18 protein-coding genes are annotated in these 17,921 nt (G+C 72.5%); 5 read left to right on the top strand and 13 right to left on the bottom strand.

Translation table 11 applies throughout. The features are described 5' to 3' along the window. Positions 1-127 precede the first annotated feature (127 nt). From BJ979_RS00350 to BJ979_RS00360, 3 genes are read left to right on the top strand one after another with little or no spacing between them, the layout of a single operon-like run. Positions 128-340, top strand: coding sequence for a hypothetical protein (locus BJ979_RS00350; protein ID WP_179564104.1), 213 nt, complete (start codon positions 128-130; stop codon positions 338-340). Continuing rightward, complete coding sequence (locus BJ979_RS00355) at positions 340-996, top strand: hypothetical protein (protein ID WP_179564106.1); 657 nt, start codon at positions 340-342, stop codon at positions 994-996. The genes BJ979_RS00350 and BJ979_RS00355 overlap by 1 nt, the downstream gene beginning before the upstream one ends. A 43-nt stretch (positions 997-1,039) precedes the next feature. Beyond that, the gene (locus tag BJ979_RS00360) at positions 1,040-1,270 is read left to right on the top strand and encodes a helix-turn-helix domain-containing protein (protein WP_179564108.1); all 231 of its coding nucleotides are present in this window, start codon (positions 1,040-1,042) and stop codon (positions 1,268-1,270) included. A gap of 123 nt (positions 1,271-1,393) precedes the next feature. Here the strand turns inward: BJ979_RS00360 and BJ979_RS00365 are convergent, their stop codons facing one another. The 5 genes from BJ979_RS00365 to panC form a co-directional block, all read right to left on the bottom strand. After that, the gene (locus BJ979_RS00365) at positions 1,394-1,597 is read right to left on the bottom strand and encodes a hypothetical protein (protein WP_179564110.1); all 204 of its coding nucleotides are present in this window, start codon (positions 1,595-1,597) and stop codon (positions 1,394-1,396) included. Positions 1,598-1,784: 187 nt separating this feature from the next. Further along, positions 1,785-1,931: a hypothetical protein gene (locus BJ979_RS00370; RefSeq protein ID WP_179564112.1), complete on the bottom strand. Its 147-nt coding sequence runs from the start codon at positions 1,929-1,931 to the stop codon at positions 1,785-1,787. A 48-nt stretch (positions 1,932-1,979) separates the two neighbouring features. Beyond that, on the bottom strand, positions 1,980-3,134 hold the full coding sequence (locus tag BJ979_RS00375; RefSeq protein WP_179564114.1) for a hypothetical protein: 1,155 nt from the start codon (positions 3,132-3,134) through the stop codon (positions 1,980-1,982). Positions 3,135-3,215: 81 nt separating this feature from the next. Continuing rightward, on the bottom strand, positions 3,216-4,832 hold the full coding sequence (lysS, locus tag BJ979_RS00380) for a lysine--tRNA ligase (protein ID WP_179564116.1): 1,617 nt from the start codon (positions 4,830-4,832) through the stop codon (positions 3,216-3,218). Positions 4,833-4,873: 41 nt separating this feature from the next. Continuing rightward, a complete protein-coding gene (gene panC / locus BJ979_RS00385) occupies positions 4,874-5,779 on the bottom strand; it encodes a pantoate--beta-alanine ligase (protein ID WP_425502434.1) in 906 nt (301 codons plus the stop codon). A gap of 107 nt (positions 5,780-5,886) precedes the next feature. On the opposite strand from panC, the gene BJ979_RS00390 reads away from it, so the two are divergent. Both BJ979_RS00390 and BJ979_RS17395 read left to right on the top strand, forming a co-directional pair. Beyond that, the gene (locus tag BJ979_RS00390; protein WP_179563968.1) at positions 5,887-6,900 is read left to right on the top strand and encodes a hypothetical protein; all 1,014 of its coding nucleotides are present in this window, start codon (positions 5,887-5,889) and stop codon (positions 6,898-6,900) included. 54 nt (positions 6,901-6,954) lie between these two features. Further along, complete coding sequence (locus BJ979_RS17395) at positions 6,955-10,188, top strand: DEAD/DEAH box helicase (protein WP_343046528.1); 3,234 nt, start codon at positions 6,955-6,957, stop codon at positions 10,186-10,188. A 34-nt stretch (positions 10,189-10,222) separates the two neighbouring features. On the opposite strand, the gene BJ979_RS00400 is transcribed toward BJ979_RS17395, so the two are convergent. The 8 genes from BJ979_RS00400 to ftsH are packed head-to-tail and all read right to left on the bottom strand — an operon-like array spanning position 10,223 to position 17,833. Next, positions 10,223-10,954, bottom strand: coding sequence for a Rossmann-like and DUF2520 domain-containing protein (locus BJ979_RS00400; RefSeq protein WP_343046529.1), 732 nt, complete (start codon positions 10,952-10,954; stop codon positions 10,223-10,225). Next, positions 10,951-12,873, bottom strand: coding sequence for a PH domain-containing protein (locus BJ979_RS00405; protein WP_179564126.1), 1,923 nt, complete (start codon positions 12,871-12,873; stop codon positions 10,951-10,953). The genes BJ979_RS00400 and BJ979_RS00405 overlap by 4 nt, the downstream gene beginning before the upstream one ends. 11 nt (positions 12,874-12,884) lie before the next feature. Beyond that, positions 12,885-13,430 (bottom strand): PH domain-containing protein, encoded by a 546-nt coding sequence (locus BJ979_RS00410; RefSeq protein WP_425502435.1) that lies wholly within the window; start codon positions 13,428-13,430, stop codon positions 12,885-12,887. Between the two features lie 48 nt (positions 13,431-13,478). Then, positions 13,479-13,958 (bottom strand): DUF3180 domain-containing protein, encoded by a 480-nt coding sequence (locus BJ979_RS00415; protein WP_179564128.1) that lies wholly within the window; start codon positions 13,956-13,958, stop codon positions 13,479-13,481. A gap of 2 nt (positions 13,959-13,960) precedes the next feature. Further along, on the bottom strand, positions 13,961-14,449 hold the full coding sequence (gene folK / locus BJ979_RS00420; protein ID WP_179564130.1) for a 2-amino-4-hydroxy-6-hydroxymethyldihydropteridine diphosphokinase: 489 nt from the start codon (positions 14,447-14,449) through the stop codon (positions 13,961-13,963). Beyond that, positions 14,446-14,895: a dihydroneopterin aldolase gene (gene folB / locus BJ979_RS00425; RefSeq protein ID WP_179564132.1), complete on the bottom strand. Its 450-nt coding sequence runs from the start codon at positions 14,893-14,895 to the stop codon at positions 14,446-14,448. Before folB ends, folK begins: the two co-directional genes overlap by 4 nt. Beyond that, positions 14,895-15,806 (bottom strand): dihydropteroate synthase, encoded by a 912-nt coding sequence (gene folP, locus BJ979_RS00430; RefSeq protein WP_246286653.1) that lies wholly within the window; start codon positions 15,804-15,806, stop codon positions 14,895-14,897. The genes folB and folP overlap by 1 nt, the downstream gene beginning before the upstream one ends. Positions 15,807-15,811: 5 nt before the next feature. After that, entirely contained in the window at positions 15,812-17,833 is a 2,022-nt protein-coding gene (gene ftsH / locus BJ979_RS00435; protein WP_179564134.1) for an ATP-dependent zinc metalloprotease FtsH, read from the bottom strand. Between the last annotated feature and the right edge of the window lie 88 nt (positions 17,834-17,921).

Consider the following 17,921-nt stretch of genomic DNA (forward strand, 5'->3'; position numbering starts at 1 on the left):
CTGTTCGCCGTGGGCGTGACCGGGTTGCGCGCCGCGTCGCCCCGGGGTCGCGACGAGCGGATGCGCGGCTTGCGCGACTTATCGACAGTCGTTAAGTTATCGGCAATCGATAAACACGGGAGTCGACATGGGAATGTTCGGAAACGCCTTCATCGGCTGGCACCTGCTGCTCGTGGTCGGCGTGCTCGCGGTGATCGTGATCGTGATCGTCGTGGTCGTCGCGCTGATCATGCGCGCCGCGCGGCGCATCGACCCCGAGCGGCTCCGCCTGCAGCAGGAAGCCGAGGAGCAGCGGGCTCGCGCCGAGCGGGCCGAGCGCGACAGCGACGGGCTCGTCTGATGGGTGCCGCCGCATCCCCGACGCCCGCGTCCGCCTCCGCCTCCGCCCCGGCCCCGGCCCCCGCCGGTCGCGCCGCAGACCCCCGCGACCGCGACGTGCACCGCGCCGATCGCGTGGCCCTGCGCGTGCTCGCCGCAATCGCCGTCGTCGTGGGCGCCGGCAACCTCGCCTTCGGCATCCTGCACACCGTCGCCGCCGCGACCGGCAGCGCGACCCTGCCGCTGCTCGCCTCGCGCCCGCTCAGCGGCGGCGCCCGCGCGACCGAGATCAGCGTCGACACCGCCGACCTGAGCGGCGGCGTGCATGCGCTGCACGCCCTCGACGTCGGCTTCGGCGCGCTCACCGCGACCGCCGTCGCCCTCGCCTCGGCGCTGCTGCTGTGGAGCGTCGGGCGGGCGCTGCCGTTCAGCCGGCTGCTGTTCCGCGCCGCCCTCGCGACCGGCATCATCCTCGTCTTCGGCTCGATGATCTCGCTCGCCGCCGGCGGCTTCGCGCGCATGCAGGCCGCGTTCGAGCTGAGCGACACGGTGCCCGGCATCCGCGCCGGCTTCGAGGTCGACCCGAGCGGCATCGGCGCGGGCTTCGTCGTGCTCGCGGCGGCCGTGGCGATCCGCATCGGAACGCGCCTGCGCCGCGACACGGACGGGCTCGTCTGATGACGGCAGCCGTCGCGCGGGGCGACCGCACGGATTCGGTCTGATGGCGCCGGCCGGACCCGACGACGACGCGGGGCGCATCCACTGCCGACTCGACGAGCTGCTCGCCGAGCGCGAGATGACACTCACTCGCCTGAGCGAGCTCGTCGGCGTCTCGATCGTGAATCTCAGCGTGCTGAAGAACGACCGCGCCCGGGCGATCCGCTTCTCGACCCTGACGGCGATCTGCGACGCGCTCGACTGCGAGGTGGGCGAACTGCTCGTCGTCCGCTGATCGCGGACTCCGCGAGAGTACGCGGATTGCGACGCGACACGCCGCCTGAGGCCCGCAGAGTGCGTACTTTCGCGGAGTCGCGGAGAAGGCGGGCGGGCGGGCGACGGAACGCGACCGGGGCGGTCAGCTCGCGGGCGGGGCGACCTTCTCGGCGCCGGCTGCGACGGGCGGCAGGCCGAGCTTGGCGCGCTCCTCTGCTTCGATGCGGCTGTAGACCTTGCGCTCGGTGCGGTCGGCACGGAAGATCGCGCGCATCGTGAACCAGAAGATGCCCCCGACCACGAGCGTCGGCAGGATCGACAGCAGCGCGGTATTCCAGGGGCTCATGCGCTCAGGATAACCCGGGCCGGATGCGCGCCGACCCGACGGCGAGCGGGACCGCGCAGCCGCCCCGGCGAGTTCAGCGGACGGATCGGCTCAGCGCCCGACGCCGAGCGCGTACGCGACCGCCACCACCGCGATGATCACGACGAGACCGGCGATCGCGATGAAGCGCGAGCTCTTGCGATCCATCTCAGAGCTCTCCGCGGGCGATCATGCCCGAGATGCCCGAGATGATGAGCCAGACCGCGACCGCGGCGACGCCCACCCAGATGAGGATGCGCGCCATCGAGGGCTTCTGCGGCTGCTTGCCGCCGCCCGGGCCGTTCAGATCGCTCACCCCGCAACCCTAACCGGGCGGATGCGCGTCGCCGCGCCACACTCGGGGTCAGGACGACGGCTCGGCACCCGGCTTCCGCCGCGGCCTGGAGGCGCGCTTCGGCGCGCGCGCCGCCCCGCGCTGCGTCGCGACCGAGCCGTGATCGACGCAGCGCACGAGCCGTCTCACGTCGTCGAGCACCTCGTTCAGCTGTGCACGGCTCTCGGCGACGAGGCTCAGCGCGTAGATCTCGTCGTCGACCTGGAAGGCGAAGTCCGCCCGCGCCGGCGACGCTATCGGCACGTCGGGTGTCGCCGGCGCGGCGGGCGCCGGGTGCGGCGGCACCGAGCGATACGAGGAGACACCGCGGATGCCGCTGCGGGTCGTGAAGGAGTTCACGCGACCGGGCGCGCGACCGGCCGCCGCCTCCACCCATCCGGCCGGATCCAGTCCTCGGCGCTGCTCCCCCGCCACGCGGCGAGCCGTGACGAGCACGGGCGCATCCCAGCCGGCGAAGGCGAGGAAGCCGTCGACCCCCTCGGCCGCGCACCGCGCGCACGCCGCCGCGAGTGCCGCGGTGACGGCGGCACGCTCGGCGTCGGTGAACCCCGCCGGCTGCGCCTGCTCGATCTCGCCGACGACGTGCGCGACCCACGGCTCGGGGCGGGCGAGTCGCTGCACCTCGATCCACTCGGCCGGGGCGTCGAGCGAGAAGCCGGCCGTCGGAACCGTGAAGCGATCGAAGGCGAAGCGCGGCAGCTTCGTCAGCACGCGACGCCGAACGGGAGGCGGCGGCTTGGGCGTGGGCGACTTCGTGCGCGCGCCGGCGAGGATGCCGATGCCCAGACCGATCAGCGCCGTCACCGCGTAGGGCGAACCCGAGACGCCGATCGGCACGCGCCCGGCGGTGAGGAAGCAGATCAGACCCCAGCTCACCGCGGCGAAGGCGACCAGGCCCGGCGAGATGCCGAGCAGCACGCGCCCCTGCGCCCGCGTTCCCACGTTGCGGCGGCCCGGCGCCCAGGTCACGACCGTCAGCACGCCGAAGGAGAGGGCGACCGCCAGGAAGAACGGCCACGGCAGCGGCCCCAGCCCGGCCACGCCGCCGATCGTCGAGCCGATCGGACCGACCAGCACGCCGCATCCGACCACCACCGCGAACGCGACGGCGGCGATGCGGCCGACGGCGCGATCGCGCGCCAGCTGGGCAGACGAGATGCTCATGTGCCGCTCATTCTGCCGGGGCGGATGCGCCGCCCACGACGGGGAGCCCTGCCCGCCCGCCGGGCCGACCTGCCCGCGGCCCTACTTGACCAGCGGGAAGAGGATCGTCTCGCGGATGCCGAGTCCGGTCAGCGCCATCAGCAGGCGGTCGATGCCCATGCCCATGCCGCCCATCGGGGGCATGCCGTGCTCCATCGCGCGCAGGAACTCCTCGTCGAGACGCATCGCCTCGTCGTCGCCGCGCGCCGCCTGCTTGGCCTGCTCGACGAAGCGCTCGCGCTGGATGACCGGGTCGACCAGCTCGGAGTAGCCGGTGGCCAGCTCGAAGCCGCGCGTGTAGAGGTCCCACTTCTCGACGACGCCGGGCGTCGTGCGGTGCTCGCGCACGAGCGGGGAGGTGTCGAGCGGGAAGTCCATGACGAAGGTGGGCTGCACGAGGTCGTCCTTCGCGAAGTGCTCCCACAGCTCCTCGACGTACTTGCCGTGCGTCGGGGTCTTGACCTCGACATCCAGCTTCTCGGCCAGCTTCGCCAGCTCGTCGACGCTCGTCTGCGGCGTGATCTCGACGCCAGCGTTCTCGCTCAGCGAGTCGTACATGCGGATGCGGCGCCACTCGCCGCCGAGGTCGAACTCGGTGCCGTCGTGCAGGATCACCGTCGTCGAGCCGAACACGGCGCGCGCCGCATCCTGGATCAGCGTCTGGGTGAGCTCGGCGATCGACTCGTAGTCGCCGTAGGCCTGGTACGCCTCGAGCATCGCGAACTCGGGGCTGTGGGTCGAGTCGGCGCCCTCGTTGCGGAAGTTGCGGTTGATCTCGTAGACGTGATCGATGCCGCCGACCGCCGCGCGCTTGAGGTACAGCTCGGGCGCGATGCGCAGGAACAGCTCGGTGTCGAAGGCGTTCGAGTGCGTCGAGAACGGACGCGCGCTCGCGCCGCCGTGGATCGTCTGCAGCATCGGGGTCTCGACCTCGGTGTAGCCGCGGGCGTCGAAGGTGCTGCGCAGGCTCTTCATGACCGTCGCGCGGGTCTGCACGACCTGGCGCGCCTGCTCGCGGCCGATCAGGTCGAGGTAGCGCTGGCGCACCCGCGTCTCCTCGCTCAGCTCGGAGTGCAGGTTCGGCAGCGGCAGGATCGCCTTCGATGCGATGCGCCACTCGGTCGCCATGATGCTGAGCTCGCCGCGGCGGCTCGAGATGACCTCGCCGGCGACGAAGAGGTGGTCGCCGAGATCGACGAGCTCCTTCCAGCGCTGCAGCGACTCCTCGCCGACCTCGGCGAGCGAGATCATGGCCTGGATGCGGCTGCCGTCGCCCGACTGCAGGGCCGCGAAGCAGAGCTTGCCGGTGTTGCGCAGGTGCACGACGCGGCCGGCGACGCCGACCTGCTCGCCCGAGGCGGCATCCGCCTCGAGGTCGCCGAAGCGCGCCCGCAGCTCGGGGATCGTGGTCGTGATCGGCAGGCTCACCGGGTAGGCCTCGTCGCCCTCGGCGATGAGGCGCTCGCGCTTGGCGAGGCGCACGGCCTTCTGCTCGGCGACCTCCTCGGCGCTGGTCTCCGGGGCGTCGACCTCGGGCGCGGCAGTGTTCGCGGCGGCCTTCGCGGCCTGCTGCTTCGACTTGTCGGCACCGGGCTTCACGTCGCTCGCGCCCGCGGCGGGCGTGGATGCGGTGGGCTGGGCGTCGCGCTCGGAGGTCATGTCTCTCAGTTCAGGTCGCGGGCGGTTCAGGTGCGGGCGGTTCAGTCGGTGGCGCCGGGGCGGAGGTCGAGGGTTCCGTTGTCGATCAGACGGGCCGGGCCGACCTTCGCCGCGATGATGACGCGGGCCTCGCCCCGGAACTCGTCGTCGACCGGATGGAACGTGGCCGGGTCGACGATCCCAAGGTAGTCGAGGGCGGCGAGCGGCTCGTCCGTGATCACGGCCTCGGCGGCGGCGCGCACGGCGGATGCGGGCGCGGCTCCATCGCCGGCCGCGGTCGCGCCGGCGGCGGTCGCGCGGGCCGCGGCGAGCGCCGCGCTCAGCACGCGCGCGGCGATGCGCTCGTCGTCGCCGAGGTAGCGGTTGCGGCTGGAGAGCGCGAGTCCGTCATCCGCCCGCACCGTGTCGACGCCGACGATGCGGCTCGGGATGTCGAGGTCGCGCACCATGCGCTGCACGAGGAAGAGCTGCTGCGCGTCCTTCTGCCCGAAGACGGCGGCGGCGGGGCGGACGATGCCGAGCAGCTTCGCGACGACGGTCAGCATCCCGTCGAAGTGGCCGGGGCGGCTCGCGCCCTCCCAGAGGCCGCCGACCTCGCCGGCAGTCACACGCGTCTGCGACGGACCCTGCGGGTACATCTCCTCGACGCTCGGGTGGAAGACGGCGGCGACGCCGTGCCCGGCGAGCGTGTCGAGGTCGGCGTCGAGGTCACGTGGGTACCGCGCGAGATCCTCATTCGGCCCGAACTGCAGCGGGTTCACGAAGATCGAGACGACCACCTCGCCGCCGGTCTCGCGCGCGAGCGCGGCAGCGTGATCCACGAGCGCGACATGCCCCGCGTGCAGGGCGCCCATGGTCGGAACGAGGGCGACCGTGCCGGCTGGGAAGCGCTCGCGCAGCGCGGCGATCGACTCGATCACCTCGGGGCGGTCGGATGCGGCGGACACGGGGAACGATGGTAGTCGCCTGGGAGCAGGCGAGTTCGCGTCAGCTTCGCGCGTAGCGTGCCCCGCAGTCGACGAGGGCTCGCTCCGGCCCGGGATGAGGAGGAGCGGTGCGCGTTCTCGCCTATGTGCTGATGGTCGTGCTGACGCCGTGGCTGATGATCGGCGGCTGGGTGCTGCTCCTGATCTCGACTCCTCACGGTTTCGCATCGATCGCCGATGCAAGTCCGCTCCCGCTGACGCTGTCCAGCTTCGGCGGTGGATTCGGCATGGCGGGAGCGATCACACTGGGGTCGATCGCGGCCTGGTGGCGGGTCGCCGGGCGGCCCTCTCGCGCGCGTCGGCGCGCGCGCATCCTGTCGTGGACGCTGAGCGGAGCAGGCTCTGCTCTGGTGCTCGTCGGCGGCGTCCTCCTCGGATCGGCATGGTGGGCGATCGCCATCGCGGCGCTGCTGCCGCTGGCGCTCGTCGCCGCCGCCGAGCCGCTGGGCGAGCTGGTCCGCCGCCGTGCGGACCGGCTCCGTTCCGACGCCGACGAGTACGTGCCGGTCGCCCGCGGTGAGGTGCGGAGGGTCGTGACGATCACGACGATCGCGTTCGTCGCCGCCCTGCTGGCGATGCTCGTGCTCGCTCTCGTGCTGCGCTTCGCGCTCGGCGACGACGGAGGGCTGGATCCGATCGAGGTGGCCGCGCTTCCCGTGCTCGTCGCGGCGATCGCCTGGATCCTGGCATCCATCCGCATCTCGCGACGAGCCCGCGACATCACCGGCGGAGACCTGGAGAGGGCACGTCGGATCGGCCGCGTCGTCGTGCAGGGCAAGCAGGAGCCGCTCGACGACGGAGACCGGGCGGCAGCGGCACGGACGGCACTGATGCTGACGACCACGATTCCGCTGAATCTCGTCGGGATCTCGCTGCTGTACACGGGTCTGCTGTTGACGCAGGTCTCGAACATCGTCGGCGGCGGCGGATTCGACGTGCGCGTCCACGTCGGCCTGGTGTGCCTCCTGGGCGCGGTGTGGATCGCCCTCATCGTCATCTCGCTGCGCCAGCTGCGACGCGTGCGCGCCTATGAGCGGGATCACGGAGATGAGGCGAGCGGGACAGCGGTGTCCACGACGTGAGATACGGCCGACCTGGCGACCGTCGACGTCGGCGGCGCGTGTCAGCATGAAGGCGTGATCGATCCCGAGCCCTCCGCCGACTGGCGCGCGCGGCTCGGGCGGGGCGGTGGCGGCGTCACGGGCTCCGGTGGATCCGGCGCGGGCGCCCCCGGTTCGACCGGATCCGGGCCGGCCGGGCCGAGCATCCTGCCGCCGCCGAACGCCGAGCTCGCGCTGCTGTTCCAGCTGCGGGCGATCACGCGCACCGGCAGTCAGTGGACGGCGCCGAAGGCCGAGCCCGCCGCGGCGCTCGAGCCCGGGCGCGAGCACCGGCTCGCCGTGCGGCCCGCACTGCGCAGCGCGACCGGCAACTGGACGACCGGGTCCGTCGGCTGGGGCTCGCTCGGCTTCACGGTCGAGCGGCTGCGACTCGACCCTGCGCAGGTGCGCTGGTTCGGGCAGTTCGCGGCGCTGCACCGGGCCGGCTCCGACGGCTACCGCGCCCACGAACCCGACTGGCTGTACCTCGACGACCTCGCCGGCCCCGTGCTCTGGCCGCTGCTCGCCGAGGCGCAGCAGCTCGGCATCCGCTTCGCCGGCGGCGTGCGCGGCGGCGACGGCGAGGTGCGGCTCGCGGGCGGCGCCGCGGTCGTGGTCGAGCTGCTGCCCGACCGGGATGCTCGGGGTGCGAGCGCCTCCTCGGCGCGCGGCGACGCTGACGGCGCGAGCGGCGCCGCGACCGGCGTGATCGTGCATCCCGTCGCCCGGGTCGACGGCGCCGAGGTCGCGCCGAGCGGGCTGCTCGGCGAGCAGGGCCTCTACGTCTGGGATGCGGGGCGCACGCCCGCGAAGAGCGGCAAGGCCCCCGCGCTGGCGAACGTGCTGCTGGCGCCGTTCGCGGTCGACGCGAACCCTGCGCCCGTCGGCGCCGATGTCCCGGCGCCGCACCGCTCGCCCGGCCGCTCTCCCGCCGGCGCCGCCGAGGCGCTGCGCAGCGGCGCTGTGCGCATCCCCGCCGCCGACGCCGATGAGTTCTGGCGCGCCTACTTCCCTCGACTCGCCCGCCGGGTCGCCGTCGAGGGCGTCGGCCTCACCCTGCCCGACCTGCGCGACGAGGCCGTGCTGATCGTCGAGCACGGCGCGCGCGACCGCATCGTCACCCGCTGGGAGACCTGGTTCGGCGAGCTGCGCGAACCGCGCGACCCCGCGAGCGCTCCGGTTCCGGCCGAGGTGCCGCCGCTGCTCCGCGGCGTCGACGCCGCCGAGTTCACGGCCGAGCGCATTCCGCTGCTGAAGCTCGACGGCATCCGCGTGATCGAGACAGGAACCCGCCCCGCCTACCGCAAGCGCACCGAGACGCCCGAGCTCAAGCTCACCGCGGTCGAGAGCGAGCACCACGACTGGCTCGATCTCGGCTTCGTCGTCACGGTCGGCGACTACACGGTGCCGCTCGCGAAGCTCTTCGCCGCGCTGAGCAAGGGCCGCACGAAGATGCTCATGGTCGACAAGAGCTACCTCGACCTCGAACAGCCCGTCTTCGATCGGCTGCGCGAGCTCATCGACGAGGGCGCCGAGCTGGATGAGTGGGAGACCGGGCCGCGCCTCAGCCGCTACCGCGCGACCCTGCTCGAGCCCTTCGAAGACCTCGCCGACGAGCAGCCGGCCGCGCTCGACTGGCGCGCGACCGCCGCCGCGCTGCGCACCGCGCCTCCGCCGATCGATCCCCCGGCCGCGCTCGCGGCCGAGCTGCGGCCCTACCAGCTCGACGGATTCCGCTGGCTCGCGCACCTCTGGCAGCACCGGCTCGGCGGCGTGCTCGCCGACGACATGGGGCTCGGCAAGACCGTGCAGACGATCGCGCTCATGGTGCACGCGCGCTCGGACGCCGAGGGCACCGACGGCGCCGGCGACGGCAGGAGCACCGACGCCGCCTCGACCGCCGCATCCGCCGCTCCCCCGCACCTCGTCGTCGCGCCGTCGTCGGTCGTCGGCACCTGGGCCGCCGAGCTCGCCCGCTTCGCCCCGACCCTGCGCGTCGCGATCGTCGACAGCACGCGATCGCCGCTGCCCGACGACGTGGATGTGGTCGTCACGACCTACGCGGTGCTGCGCCTCGACGGGGGCGGCGCCGTGCATCCCGGGGCGCCCGACCGACGCCGCGCGCCGCGCCTCACGACCCGCCGCTGGAGCGCCGTCTGGCTCGACGAGGCGCAGTTCGTGAAGAACCCGGCGTCGCAGATCCACCAGACCGTCGCCGACCTCGACGCCCCCGTGCGCTACGCGATCACGGGCACCCCGCTCGAGAACAGCCTGCTCGACGTGTGGGCGCTGTTCCGGCTCGTCGCGCCCGGGCTGTTCCCGTCGCGCATCCGCTTCGATCAGCGCTACATCAAGGTCGCCAAGAGCGAGCGGATCGACGAGCTGCGCCACCGCATCCGCCCGCTGCTGCTGCGTCGCACCAAGGCGGCGGTCGCGAGCGAGCTGCCGCCCAAGCAGGAGCAGGCTATCGGCGTCGATCTCGCGCCCGAGCACCGCGCGATCTACGACCGCTACCTGCAGCGCGAGCGGCAGAAGCTGCTCGGACTCGTCGACGATCTCGACCGCAACCGCTTCATCGTCTTCCGCTCGCTCACGCTGCTGCGGCTGCTCGCGCTCGACCCGCGGCTCATCGACGACGAGCTCGGAGCGGTGGATGAGGCACCCCAGCCGCCGCCGTTCGGTGCCGACGCGGAGAGGGCCGCGGAGCGCGCGGCTTCGATCGCTGCCACCCGGCCAGGGTCCGCCGGAGCCGGGGCCGGCATCCCCTCGGCGAAGCTGGATGCGCTGGTCGAGCAGCTCGACGAGCTGCGGTCGGAGGGGCACCGCGCCCTCGTCTTCAGCCAGTTCACCTCGTACCTGTCGCTCGTGCGCGCGCGGCTCGAGGCCGCGGGCATCGCGACCGAGCAGCTCGACGGATCGACGCTGCGGCGAGAGGACGTCATCCGCCGCTTCCGCGAGGGCGACGCCCCCGTGTTCCTGATCAGCCTGCGCGCCGGCGGCTTCGGGCTCACGCTGACCGAGGCCGACTACGTCTTCCTGCTCGACCCGTGGTGGAATCCCGCCGCCGAAGAGCAGGCGATCGACCGCACCCACCGCATCGGCCAGACGAAGCCGGTCAACGTCTACCGGATCGTCGCGAACGACACGATCGAAGAGAAGGTGCTCGCGCTCGGCGCGGCGAAGCGCCGACTCTTCGACGAGGTCGTCGACGACGGCGAGCTGTTCTCCGCACCCTTCACCGCCGACGACCTGCGCGGCCTGCTCGCCTGACCCGCGGAAGCTCGGATCACGCCCGCGTCACGACTCAGTCGAGCGGCGGTTCGACCGGAGCCGGAGCCGCGCCGCGCAGGGCGTTATCCACGGCGGAGCGCACGAGCGGGCCCAGCAGACGCCCGGCCTCGTCGATGCCGATGCCGCGCAGCAGGCCGATCGACTGCTGCACGATCGCGGTCGAGAACGAGGATGCGGTGGCGATCGCCTCGGCGTAGGCGGGTCGATCCTGCTCCGGCACGACGACGGGCTCGGCACCCATCTCGACGGCGAGCGCCTGCGCGATCGGCAGCACGGGCGCGGGCGCCGTGACGGCGGCCCAGCTCTCCTGCAGTCGAGCGAGATCGAGGCTGGTGCCGGTGAACGCCATCGCCGGATGCAGCGCCAGCGGGATCGCACCGGCCGCCATCGCGGGCGCCAGCACCGCGGTGCCGTGACCGGGCGCGGTGTGCAGCACGAGCTGCCCCGGCTGCCAGCTGCCGGTCGCGGCGAGCCCGGCGACGAGCTCGGGCAGCTGGTCTTCGGGAACGGCGAGGATCACGAGCTCGCTGCGCTCGACCACCTCGGGAACCGGCAGCACCGGCACGCCCGGAAGCAGCGCATCCGCCCGATCCCGGCTCTCCTGCGAGACCGCGCTGATGCCGACGATCGCGTGACCGGCGCCGCCGAGCGCCGCGCCGAGCACGGGGCCGACGCGGCCGGCGCCGACGATGCCCACGCCGAGGCGTCCCGACCGGCGGTCGGGCGGGGTTCCGATGCCGCTCACGCGCGCTCCTCCCGCTCGTCCTCGTCTGCTCCGGAGTCTCGCGATTCAGGATCGGAAGCCTGTTCAGGGGAATTTCCGCCCGAATCGGCTGCCGCATCCTGAATTGCGCCCGCTTCGGTCCTGAATTGCGAAGGGGTCGCGGGCGAGGATGCCGTCGATGACGGGGGTGAAGCGACACCCCGGGCATCGGGGTGCGCAGGGTCCGCCACCGCGGCAACACGGTCGATCACGAGCGGCGGGGCACCCGTCGCGGCGGCGACGCCCCAGCGGTGCGAGGTGTCGCCGGCCGCCGCCGTCACGACCGAGGCGGCGACGTGGGCGAACAGGCTCTCGGCATCCCGCACGTCGAGCGCGCCGAGCCGGGCCGAGATCGGGCCCTGCACGGTGTGCACGTCGACGACGCCGAGGCGCAGCGCCCGCGTGAGCGGGCCCTGGGATGCGGCGACGCTCTGCACGCGCGCGAAGGGCACGACGACGAGCTCGCGCCAGATCGCTCCGCGGCGCAGCAGCACCGCATCCGAGAGGTAGCCGAAGCCGTTGCGCCGCCACGAGAACCAGCGCAGCACGGCTGCACGCCGCGGCGAGGTCGTGAAGTCGCCGGCGCCGCGATCGCGGCCGAAGCCGCTCGCGAGCACCGGCAGCAGCTCGTCGGCGTCGTGGCCGGGCAGCAGCAGGTGCAGCACCCGCAGGGCGTCGTCACGGCTGCCGACGGGCAGCACGATCGCGTTCTGCTGCTGCTGGCCGTCGCCGTTGCCGCCGTGCCCCGAGCGCGCAGCACGGTTGATGCGGATGTGCCACCAGCCGAACGGCCGCCAGATCAGCGACTGGTTGACCGAGATCGAGTGGATGCGCCCGGGCGGGATCGTCTCGTTGGCGGTGGCGAGCACGCCGTAGCCGACGCGGATGCCGTGCTCGGTCGACGCGATCGTGTAGCGCAGGAACTTGATCACCTTGCGCACCTGGTACGACCCGAATCCGAGCACCAGCGGCACGGCGGTGAACAGGATCCAGAACTCACCGCTCAGCGCGACGGTCACGATGCTGCCGGCGATGAGCACGAGCAGCCAGAGCGTCGCGTCGCTGACGATCGTCGAGCCGATGAGGCGCTTGGCCGACATCTCGACGACCGACTGCGGCGGCGCCGCGTTCGGGTCGAGTTCGGGCGCGAGGAAGTCCTGCACGCGGTCGTCCACGAAACCGGAGAGCCGGGCGCTCGCGGTCGCGGGTGCACCCGGTGCCCCGGCGACGCCGCTCGCGGCTCCCGCGCCGGCAGCCCCCGCCGCCGCACCGCCGACCCCGCCGCCGGCAGCGCCCGTCGCCCGCTTCGCCGCCTGCACGCCCGAGGCGAGCCGCAGGATCTCGAGACGCAGCTCATCCGCATCCCGCGACCGCAGGTAGTCGAGCTTCACGTTGGCGTCGTCGCCGGCGACCTGCACCTCGAACTTCGCCGCGCCGAGCAGGCGGGCGAGCACGGGCCGGGAGATGTCGACGCCCTGGATGCGGTCGAGTCGCGCCTTGCGGTGGGTGCGGAACAGCACGCCGCTGCGCACCTCGACGAGCTCGGCGGTGACACGGTAGGTGTGCATGCGCCACGACAGCCAGAACAGCAGGATGACGATGAGCACCAGCAGCACGAGCGCCCCGAGCGCGAGCGGCACGTAGCCCGAGTTGATCAGCCAGTCGACGGGGTCGCGGTCGCGTCCGCCGCCGCCCCGCTGGCCGCGTCCGTCGGCGACGCCGATCACGAAGTCGAGCAGCCGCTCGCGGAACTGCGCGAAGAGGAAGCCGCCGATCGCGATCAGCAGCAGTCCGCCGCGCAGCAGCGGGGTGGCCGGATGCAGGCGGTGCCACTCGTCGTCGGCGAGCTCGCCATCGGGCACGACGGCGCCCGGCCCGACTCCGCCCGGCCCGTCAGTCACAGGCCCGTCGGTCACAGGCAGGCCCGGCGGGTCTCGGCGAGCTCGACGAGGTGGTCGCGCAGCGCATCCGCGTCGGCCTCGGCGAGACCGGGGATGAGCACGTTGCTCGCCGCGGCGGCCGTGACGAGCTTGAGCTGGCTGAGTCCGAGCGCGCGCTCGATGGGTCCGCGCGTGACGTCGACGAGCTGCATGCGCCCGTAGGGCACGGCGACCGTGCGGTGGAAGAGGATGCCCTTGCGCAGCACGAGGTCGTCGTCGCGCAGCTGATAGCCGATCGCCCGCACGCGCCGGGGCGTGAACGCGAGCACGAGCACCATCGTGATGAAGACGGCGATGGGGATGAGCAGCAGCCCCCAGATGCGCTGCCCGCTGAGCAGCCACGGCAGCGTCACGGCGACGGTGAAGATCACCGTCCAGATCGCGGTCGACACCAGGTCGTAGCGCAGGTACTTCGGCGACACGCGACGCCACTCGCCGGCGACGGGCTCGAGCCGGCGCTCATCCACCGTCGCACCGGGCGCCGGCGCGGGGCCGGGGTTCTCGGGGGTGTCGCTCACGGCATCCTCTCGCTGCGGCCGGCCGACAGCTCCGGCGGGGTCGCGTCCCTAGGAGCGCACGCTGCCCGGAGGGTCGTGGTCGTGATCGTCGTCATCGTGCGGGGGCACCGTGCAGAGGAACTCGGCTACGAGCCCCGCCACGAGGAGGATGATCGCGCCGCCCAGGGCGGCGAACGCCATGAGCATCGACCCTACCCCGGCCACCGAGCGGGTGAGCAGGTAGCCGACCAGCCCGAGCGCGGCGCCGACGAGCAGGGCGCCGGCGAGCGAGCTCGACTTCGCGAGCAGGGCGACGCGGGTGGCGAGGATGGGGTCGACCGGGCGCGGGCTGTGGCCGCGCGTGGTGCGGTAGATCGGCACCGCGAGGATGATCACGATCGCGGCGATGACGACGATCGCGATCGGCAGGCTGACGGCGGGCTCGTAGCGCGCGGCGCCGGCGGAGGTGACGGCGGTCTGCAGCAGGAAGGTCGCCACGCCGCCGATCACGCCGAGCACGATGAGCGTGCCCGCGGTGGTTCGTCCCATGCTCAGCGGCTCCGGTCGAGGCGGGCCAGCAGGTCGGCGACGCGGCCCTCGCCGACGAGCTGCGCATCCGGATCGACGTCGAGCCAGGGGCGCAGCACGAAATCGCGCTCGACGGCGCGCGGATGCGGCAGCGTCAGCAGGTCGGAGTCGCGGGTCATCCCGGCGAAGTCGACGATGTCGAGGTCGAGCGTGCGATCGCCCCAGCGCTCGACGCGCTCGCGCCCGTGCGCGGTCTCGATGCCCTGCAGCACGGCGAGCAGCGTCTCGGGGTCGAGCGTGGTCGTCACGAGCGCGACGCCGTTGAGGTAGCCCGGCTTCGACTCGTCGCGACCCTGCAGCGTGAGGGCGACCGAGTCGTAGAGCGGCGACACGGCGAGCACGTCGATCTGCTCGGTGGCCTCGAGCTCGGCGACCGCCTGGCGGATCGTCGTCTCACGCTCGCCGAGGTTGGCGCCGAGGGCGATCACGGCGGTGCGGGGCACGTCGGTCATGCGGTTCCTTCCGAGGCGGATGCGGATGCCGAGGCGGAGGCGGAGGCCGGGCGTCGCGTGATCGTCACGCTCACGTCGTCGAAGGGCACCGTGATCGGGGCGCTCGGCTTGTGCACGGTGATGGTCGTCTCGCGCACGGCCGGCCAGCTCAGGGCGACCGCGGCGATGCGCTCGGCGACGGTCTCGATCAGGTCGACCGGGTCGCGCTCCACCGCCGCGACGACCTGCTCGCTCAGCTCGCCGTAGTGCACGGTGCTGGCGAGGTCGTCGCCGCCGGCGGCGGGGCCGAGCGGCAGCCGCACCTCGACGTCGATGACGAAGAGCTGGCCGTTCTCGCGCTCGTGGTCGAAGACGCCGTGGTGGGCGAAGGCCTTCAGTCCGGTGACGCGGATGCGGTCGAGCGGCAGCGGGCCGAGCTCGCCGTCCTGGGGTGCGGTGGTCGGCATCACTGCTCCTCGCGGTCGATGACGCCGCCGTCACGCCACGCCGCCCAGGTCGTCAGCGCGGTGCGGGTCGAGGGCACGTCGTGCACACGCACCGCCCAGGCTCCGCTCTCGGCGGCGAGCGCGCTGGTCACGGCGGTCGGCAGGTCGCGGTCGAGCACGCTCGCGGTCTCGGGCAGCACCCCGCCGATGAAGCGCTTGCGCGATACCGCGGCGAGCACGCCGTGCCCGAGCGAGGCGAGCTCGGGTATGCCGCGCAGCAGCTGCCAGTTCTGCTCGGGCGTGTGACCGAAGCCGATGCCGGGGTCGAGGATCATGCGATCGAGGGCGACGCCGGCGACCGCGAGCTCGGCGATGCGCTGCTTCAGCTCGGCGCGCACCTCGGCGACCGCGTCACGGTACTCGGTGGGCGCATCCGCCCCGCCGCGCCAGTGCATCACGACGAAGTGCACGCCCGCGTCGGCGACGACCTCCGCCATGCCCGGGTCGGCCAGGCCGCCGGAGATGTCGTTGACGATCACGGCGCCGGCGGTGATCGCCTCGGCGGCCGTGCGGGCGTTGACGGTGTCGACGCTGACGGGGATGCGCCGGTCGCTCAACTCGCGGATCACCGGAAGGATGCGCCGGCGCTCCTCTTCCGGGTCGACGCGCGTCGCGCCGGGCCGGGTCGACTCGCCGCCGATGTCGATGATCGTGGCGCCCTGCTCGAACAGCAGGCCACCGCGTTCGATCGCGGCGCGGGTCTCCGACCACTCGCCGCCGTCGCTGAAGGAGTCGGGCGTGACGTTGAGCACGCCCATGATCTGCGGCACCGTGACCGGTCGGCGCCGCGGAGCGGACGAAGCCGGGACAGGCGCGACACCGGGCGCGGCGGCCTGGTCGGCCGCCACGCTGCGCCCGGTGTCGTCCGTCATCGCGCTCAGGCGGGCGAGAGGCCCGGGTTGCCCGAGGGGCGCGGGGCGCGTGCCGGCTTCGCCGGGCTCGGCTCGCCGCTGTCGACGCCGCCGTCCACGGCCTCCGGGTCGACCGGCGCCTTGCTCGGCATCTCGATCGGCGGCAGGTCGCTCAGCGGGCGGTTCGACGACGACAGCCAGAGCGGGCGCTCGGGCAACTTGCGCACATCGGAGAAGATCTCGGCCAGCTGGTCGTGATCGAGCGTCTCCTTCTCGAGCAGCTCGCGGGCGAGGTTGTCGAGGATGTCGCGGTTGTCGTTGAGGACCTGCCAGGCCTCGTCGTGGGCCGCCTCGATGATGGTGCGCACCTCGGCATCCACCTTCTCGGCGATGTCCTCGGAGTAGTCGCGCTGGTGCCCCATGTCGCGGCCGAGGAAGACCTCGCCCTGCGACTGGCCCAGCTTGACGGCGCCGATGTCGGCCGACATGCCGTACTCGGTGACCATCTTGCGGGCGATGCTGGTCGCCTTCTCGATGTCGTTCGACGCGCCCGTGGTCGGGTCGTGGAAGACGATCTCCTCGGCGACGCGGCCGCCCATCGCGTAGGTCAGCTGGTCGAGCAGCTCGTTGCGGGTGACCGAGTACTTGTCCTCCAGCGGCAGCACCATCGTGTAGCCGAGGGCGCGTCCGCGCGGCAGGATCGTGACCTTCGTGACCGGGTCGGTGTGGCGCATCGAGGCCGCCGCGAGAGCGTGGCCGCCCTCGTGGTACGCCGTGATGAGCTTCTCCTTGTCGTTCATCACGCGGGTGCGACGCTGCGGACCGGCCATGACGCGGTCGACCGCCTCATCCAGGGCCCGGTTGTCGATGAGCTGCGCCGAGCTGCGCGCGGTGAGCAGCGCGGCCTCGTTGAGCACGTTCGCCAGGTCGGCGCCGGTGAAGCCGGGCGTCTTGCGGGCGAGCACCTCGAGGTTGACGCCCTTCGCCATCGGCTTGCCCTTGGCGTGCACCGACAGGATCTTCTCGCGGCCCTTGAGGTCGGGCGCATCCACGCCGATCTGGCGGTCGAAGCGGCCCGGACGCAGCAGCGCCGGGTCGAGGATGTCGGGGCGGTTCGTCGCCGCGATGAGGATGACGTTGGTCTTGACGTCGAAGCCGTCCATCTCGACGAGCAGCTGGTTCAGCGTCTGCTCGCGCTCGTCGTGACCGCCGCCGAGACCGGCGCCGCGGTGGCGGCCGACCGCGTCGATCTCGTCGACGAAGATGATGGCCGGCGAGTTCTGCTTCGCCTGCTCGAACAGGTCGCGCACGCGGCTCGCGCCGACACCCACGAACATCTCCACGAAGTCGGAACCCGAGATCGAGTAGAACGGCACCCCGGCTTCGCCGGCGACGGCGCGGGCGAGTAGGGTCTTGCCGGTTCCGGGAGGGCCGTAGAGCAGCACGCCCTTGGGGATGCGCGCGCCGACGGCCTGGAACTTGGCCGGGTCCTTGAGGAAGTCCTTGATCTCGTGCAGCTCCTCGACGGCCTCGTCGCTGCCGGCGACGTCGTCGAAGGTGACCTTCGGGCTCTCCTTCGAGACCAGCTTCGCCTTCGACTTGCCGAACTGCATGACGCGGTTGCCGCCGCCCTGCATGCTCGAGAGCAGGAACCAGAAGATCACGCCGATGATGAGGAACGGCAGCAGGATGCCGAGCATGCTCATGAACCAGTTGGTCGTCGGCACGTCGTCGGTGTACTTCGCGCCGGAGTCGTCGACCGCGGTCTTCACGTCCTCCGCGCGGGCCTCGACGTAGTTGAAGCGCACCTGGGTGCCGTAGTCGGTCTTGTCCTTGGTGTACGCCTTCTTGAGGATCAGGTCGACGCGCTGCTCGCCGTCGGTGATCTTCACCTCCTTGACGTCGCTGCCCTTGAGGAGGCTCATGCCGTCCTGCGTGGGGATGTCCCGGTAGCCCTGGCTGCTCAGGAAGCTGAATCCGACGAGGCCGAGGATGACCGCGATCGCGACCCAGATCAGCGGCCCGCGGAAGATGCGCTTGAAGTCCATGCTTGTGCGGGCCGTGCCCGCATCCTTCCTAGGAATACGTGGAAGTCAGAGTAACGCTCTGTCTCTTTGCGAGCCCTGCATGTTCGCC

The sequence above is a fragment of the Schumannella luteola genome (assembly GCF_013408685.1).
GTDB lineage: Bacteria > Actinomycetota > Actinomycetes > Actinomycetales > Microbacteriaceae > Schumannella > Schumannella luteola.

What these genes read in the sequence shown, in the direction of transcription:
- BJ979_RS00350 (WP_179564104.1), top strand. Translation starts at nt 128, where the DNA reads ATGGGAATGTTCGGAAACGCCTTCATCGGCTGGCACCTGCTGCTCGTG.
- BJ979_RS00355 (WP_179564106.1), top strand. Translation starts at nt 340, where the DNA reads ATGGGTGCCGCCGCATCCCCGACGCCCGCGTCCGCCTCCGCCTCCGCC.
- BJ979_RS00360 (WP_179564108.1), top strand. Translation starts at nt 1,040, where the DNA reads ATGGCGCCGGCCGGACCCGACGACGACGCGGGGCGCATCCACTGCCGA.
- BJ979_RS00365 (WP_179564110.1), bottom strand. Translation starts at nt 1,597, where the DNA reads ATGAGCCCCTGGAATACCGCGCTGCTGTCGATCCTGCCGACGCTCGTG.
- BJ979_RS00375 (WP_179564114.1), bottom strand. Translation starts at nt 3,134, where the DNA reads ATGAGCATCTCGTCTGCCCAGCTGGCGCGCGATCGCGCCGTCGGCCGC.
- lysS (WP_179564116.1), bottom strand. Translation starts at nt 4,832, where the DNA reads ATGACCTCCGAGCGCGACGCCCAGCCCACCGCATCCACGCCCGCCGCG.
- BJ979_RS00415 (WP_179564128.1), bottom strand. Translation starts at nt 13,958, where the DNA reads ATGGGACGAACCACCGCGGGCACGCTCATCGTGCTCGGCGTGATCGGC.
- folK (WP_179564130.1), bottom strand. Translation starts at nt 14,449, where the DNA reads ATGACCGACGTGCCCCGCACCGCCGTGATCGCCCTCGGCGCCAACCTC.
- folB (WP_179564132.1), bottom strand. Translation starts at nt 14,895, where the DNA reads ATGCCGACCACCGCACCCCAGGACGGCGAGCTCGGCCCGCTGCCGCTC.
- folP (WP_246286653.1), bottom strand. Translation starts at nt 15,806, where the DNA reads ATGACGGACGACACCGGGCGCAGCGTGGCGGCCGACCAGGCCGCCGCG.
- ftsH (WP_179564134.1), bottom strand. Translation starts at nt 17,833, where the DNA reads ATGGACTTCAAGCGCATCTTCCGCGGGCCGCTGATCTGGGTCGCGATC.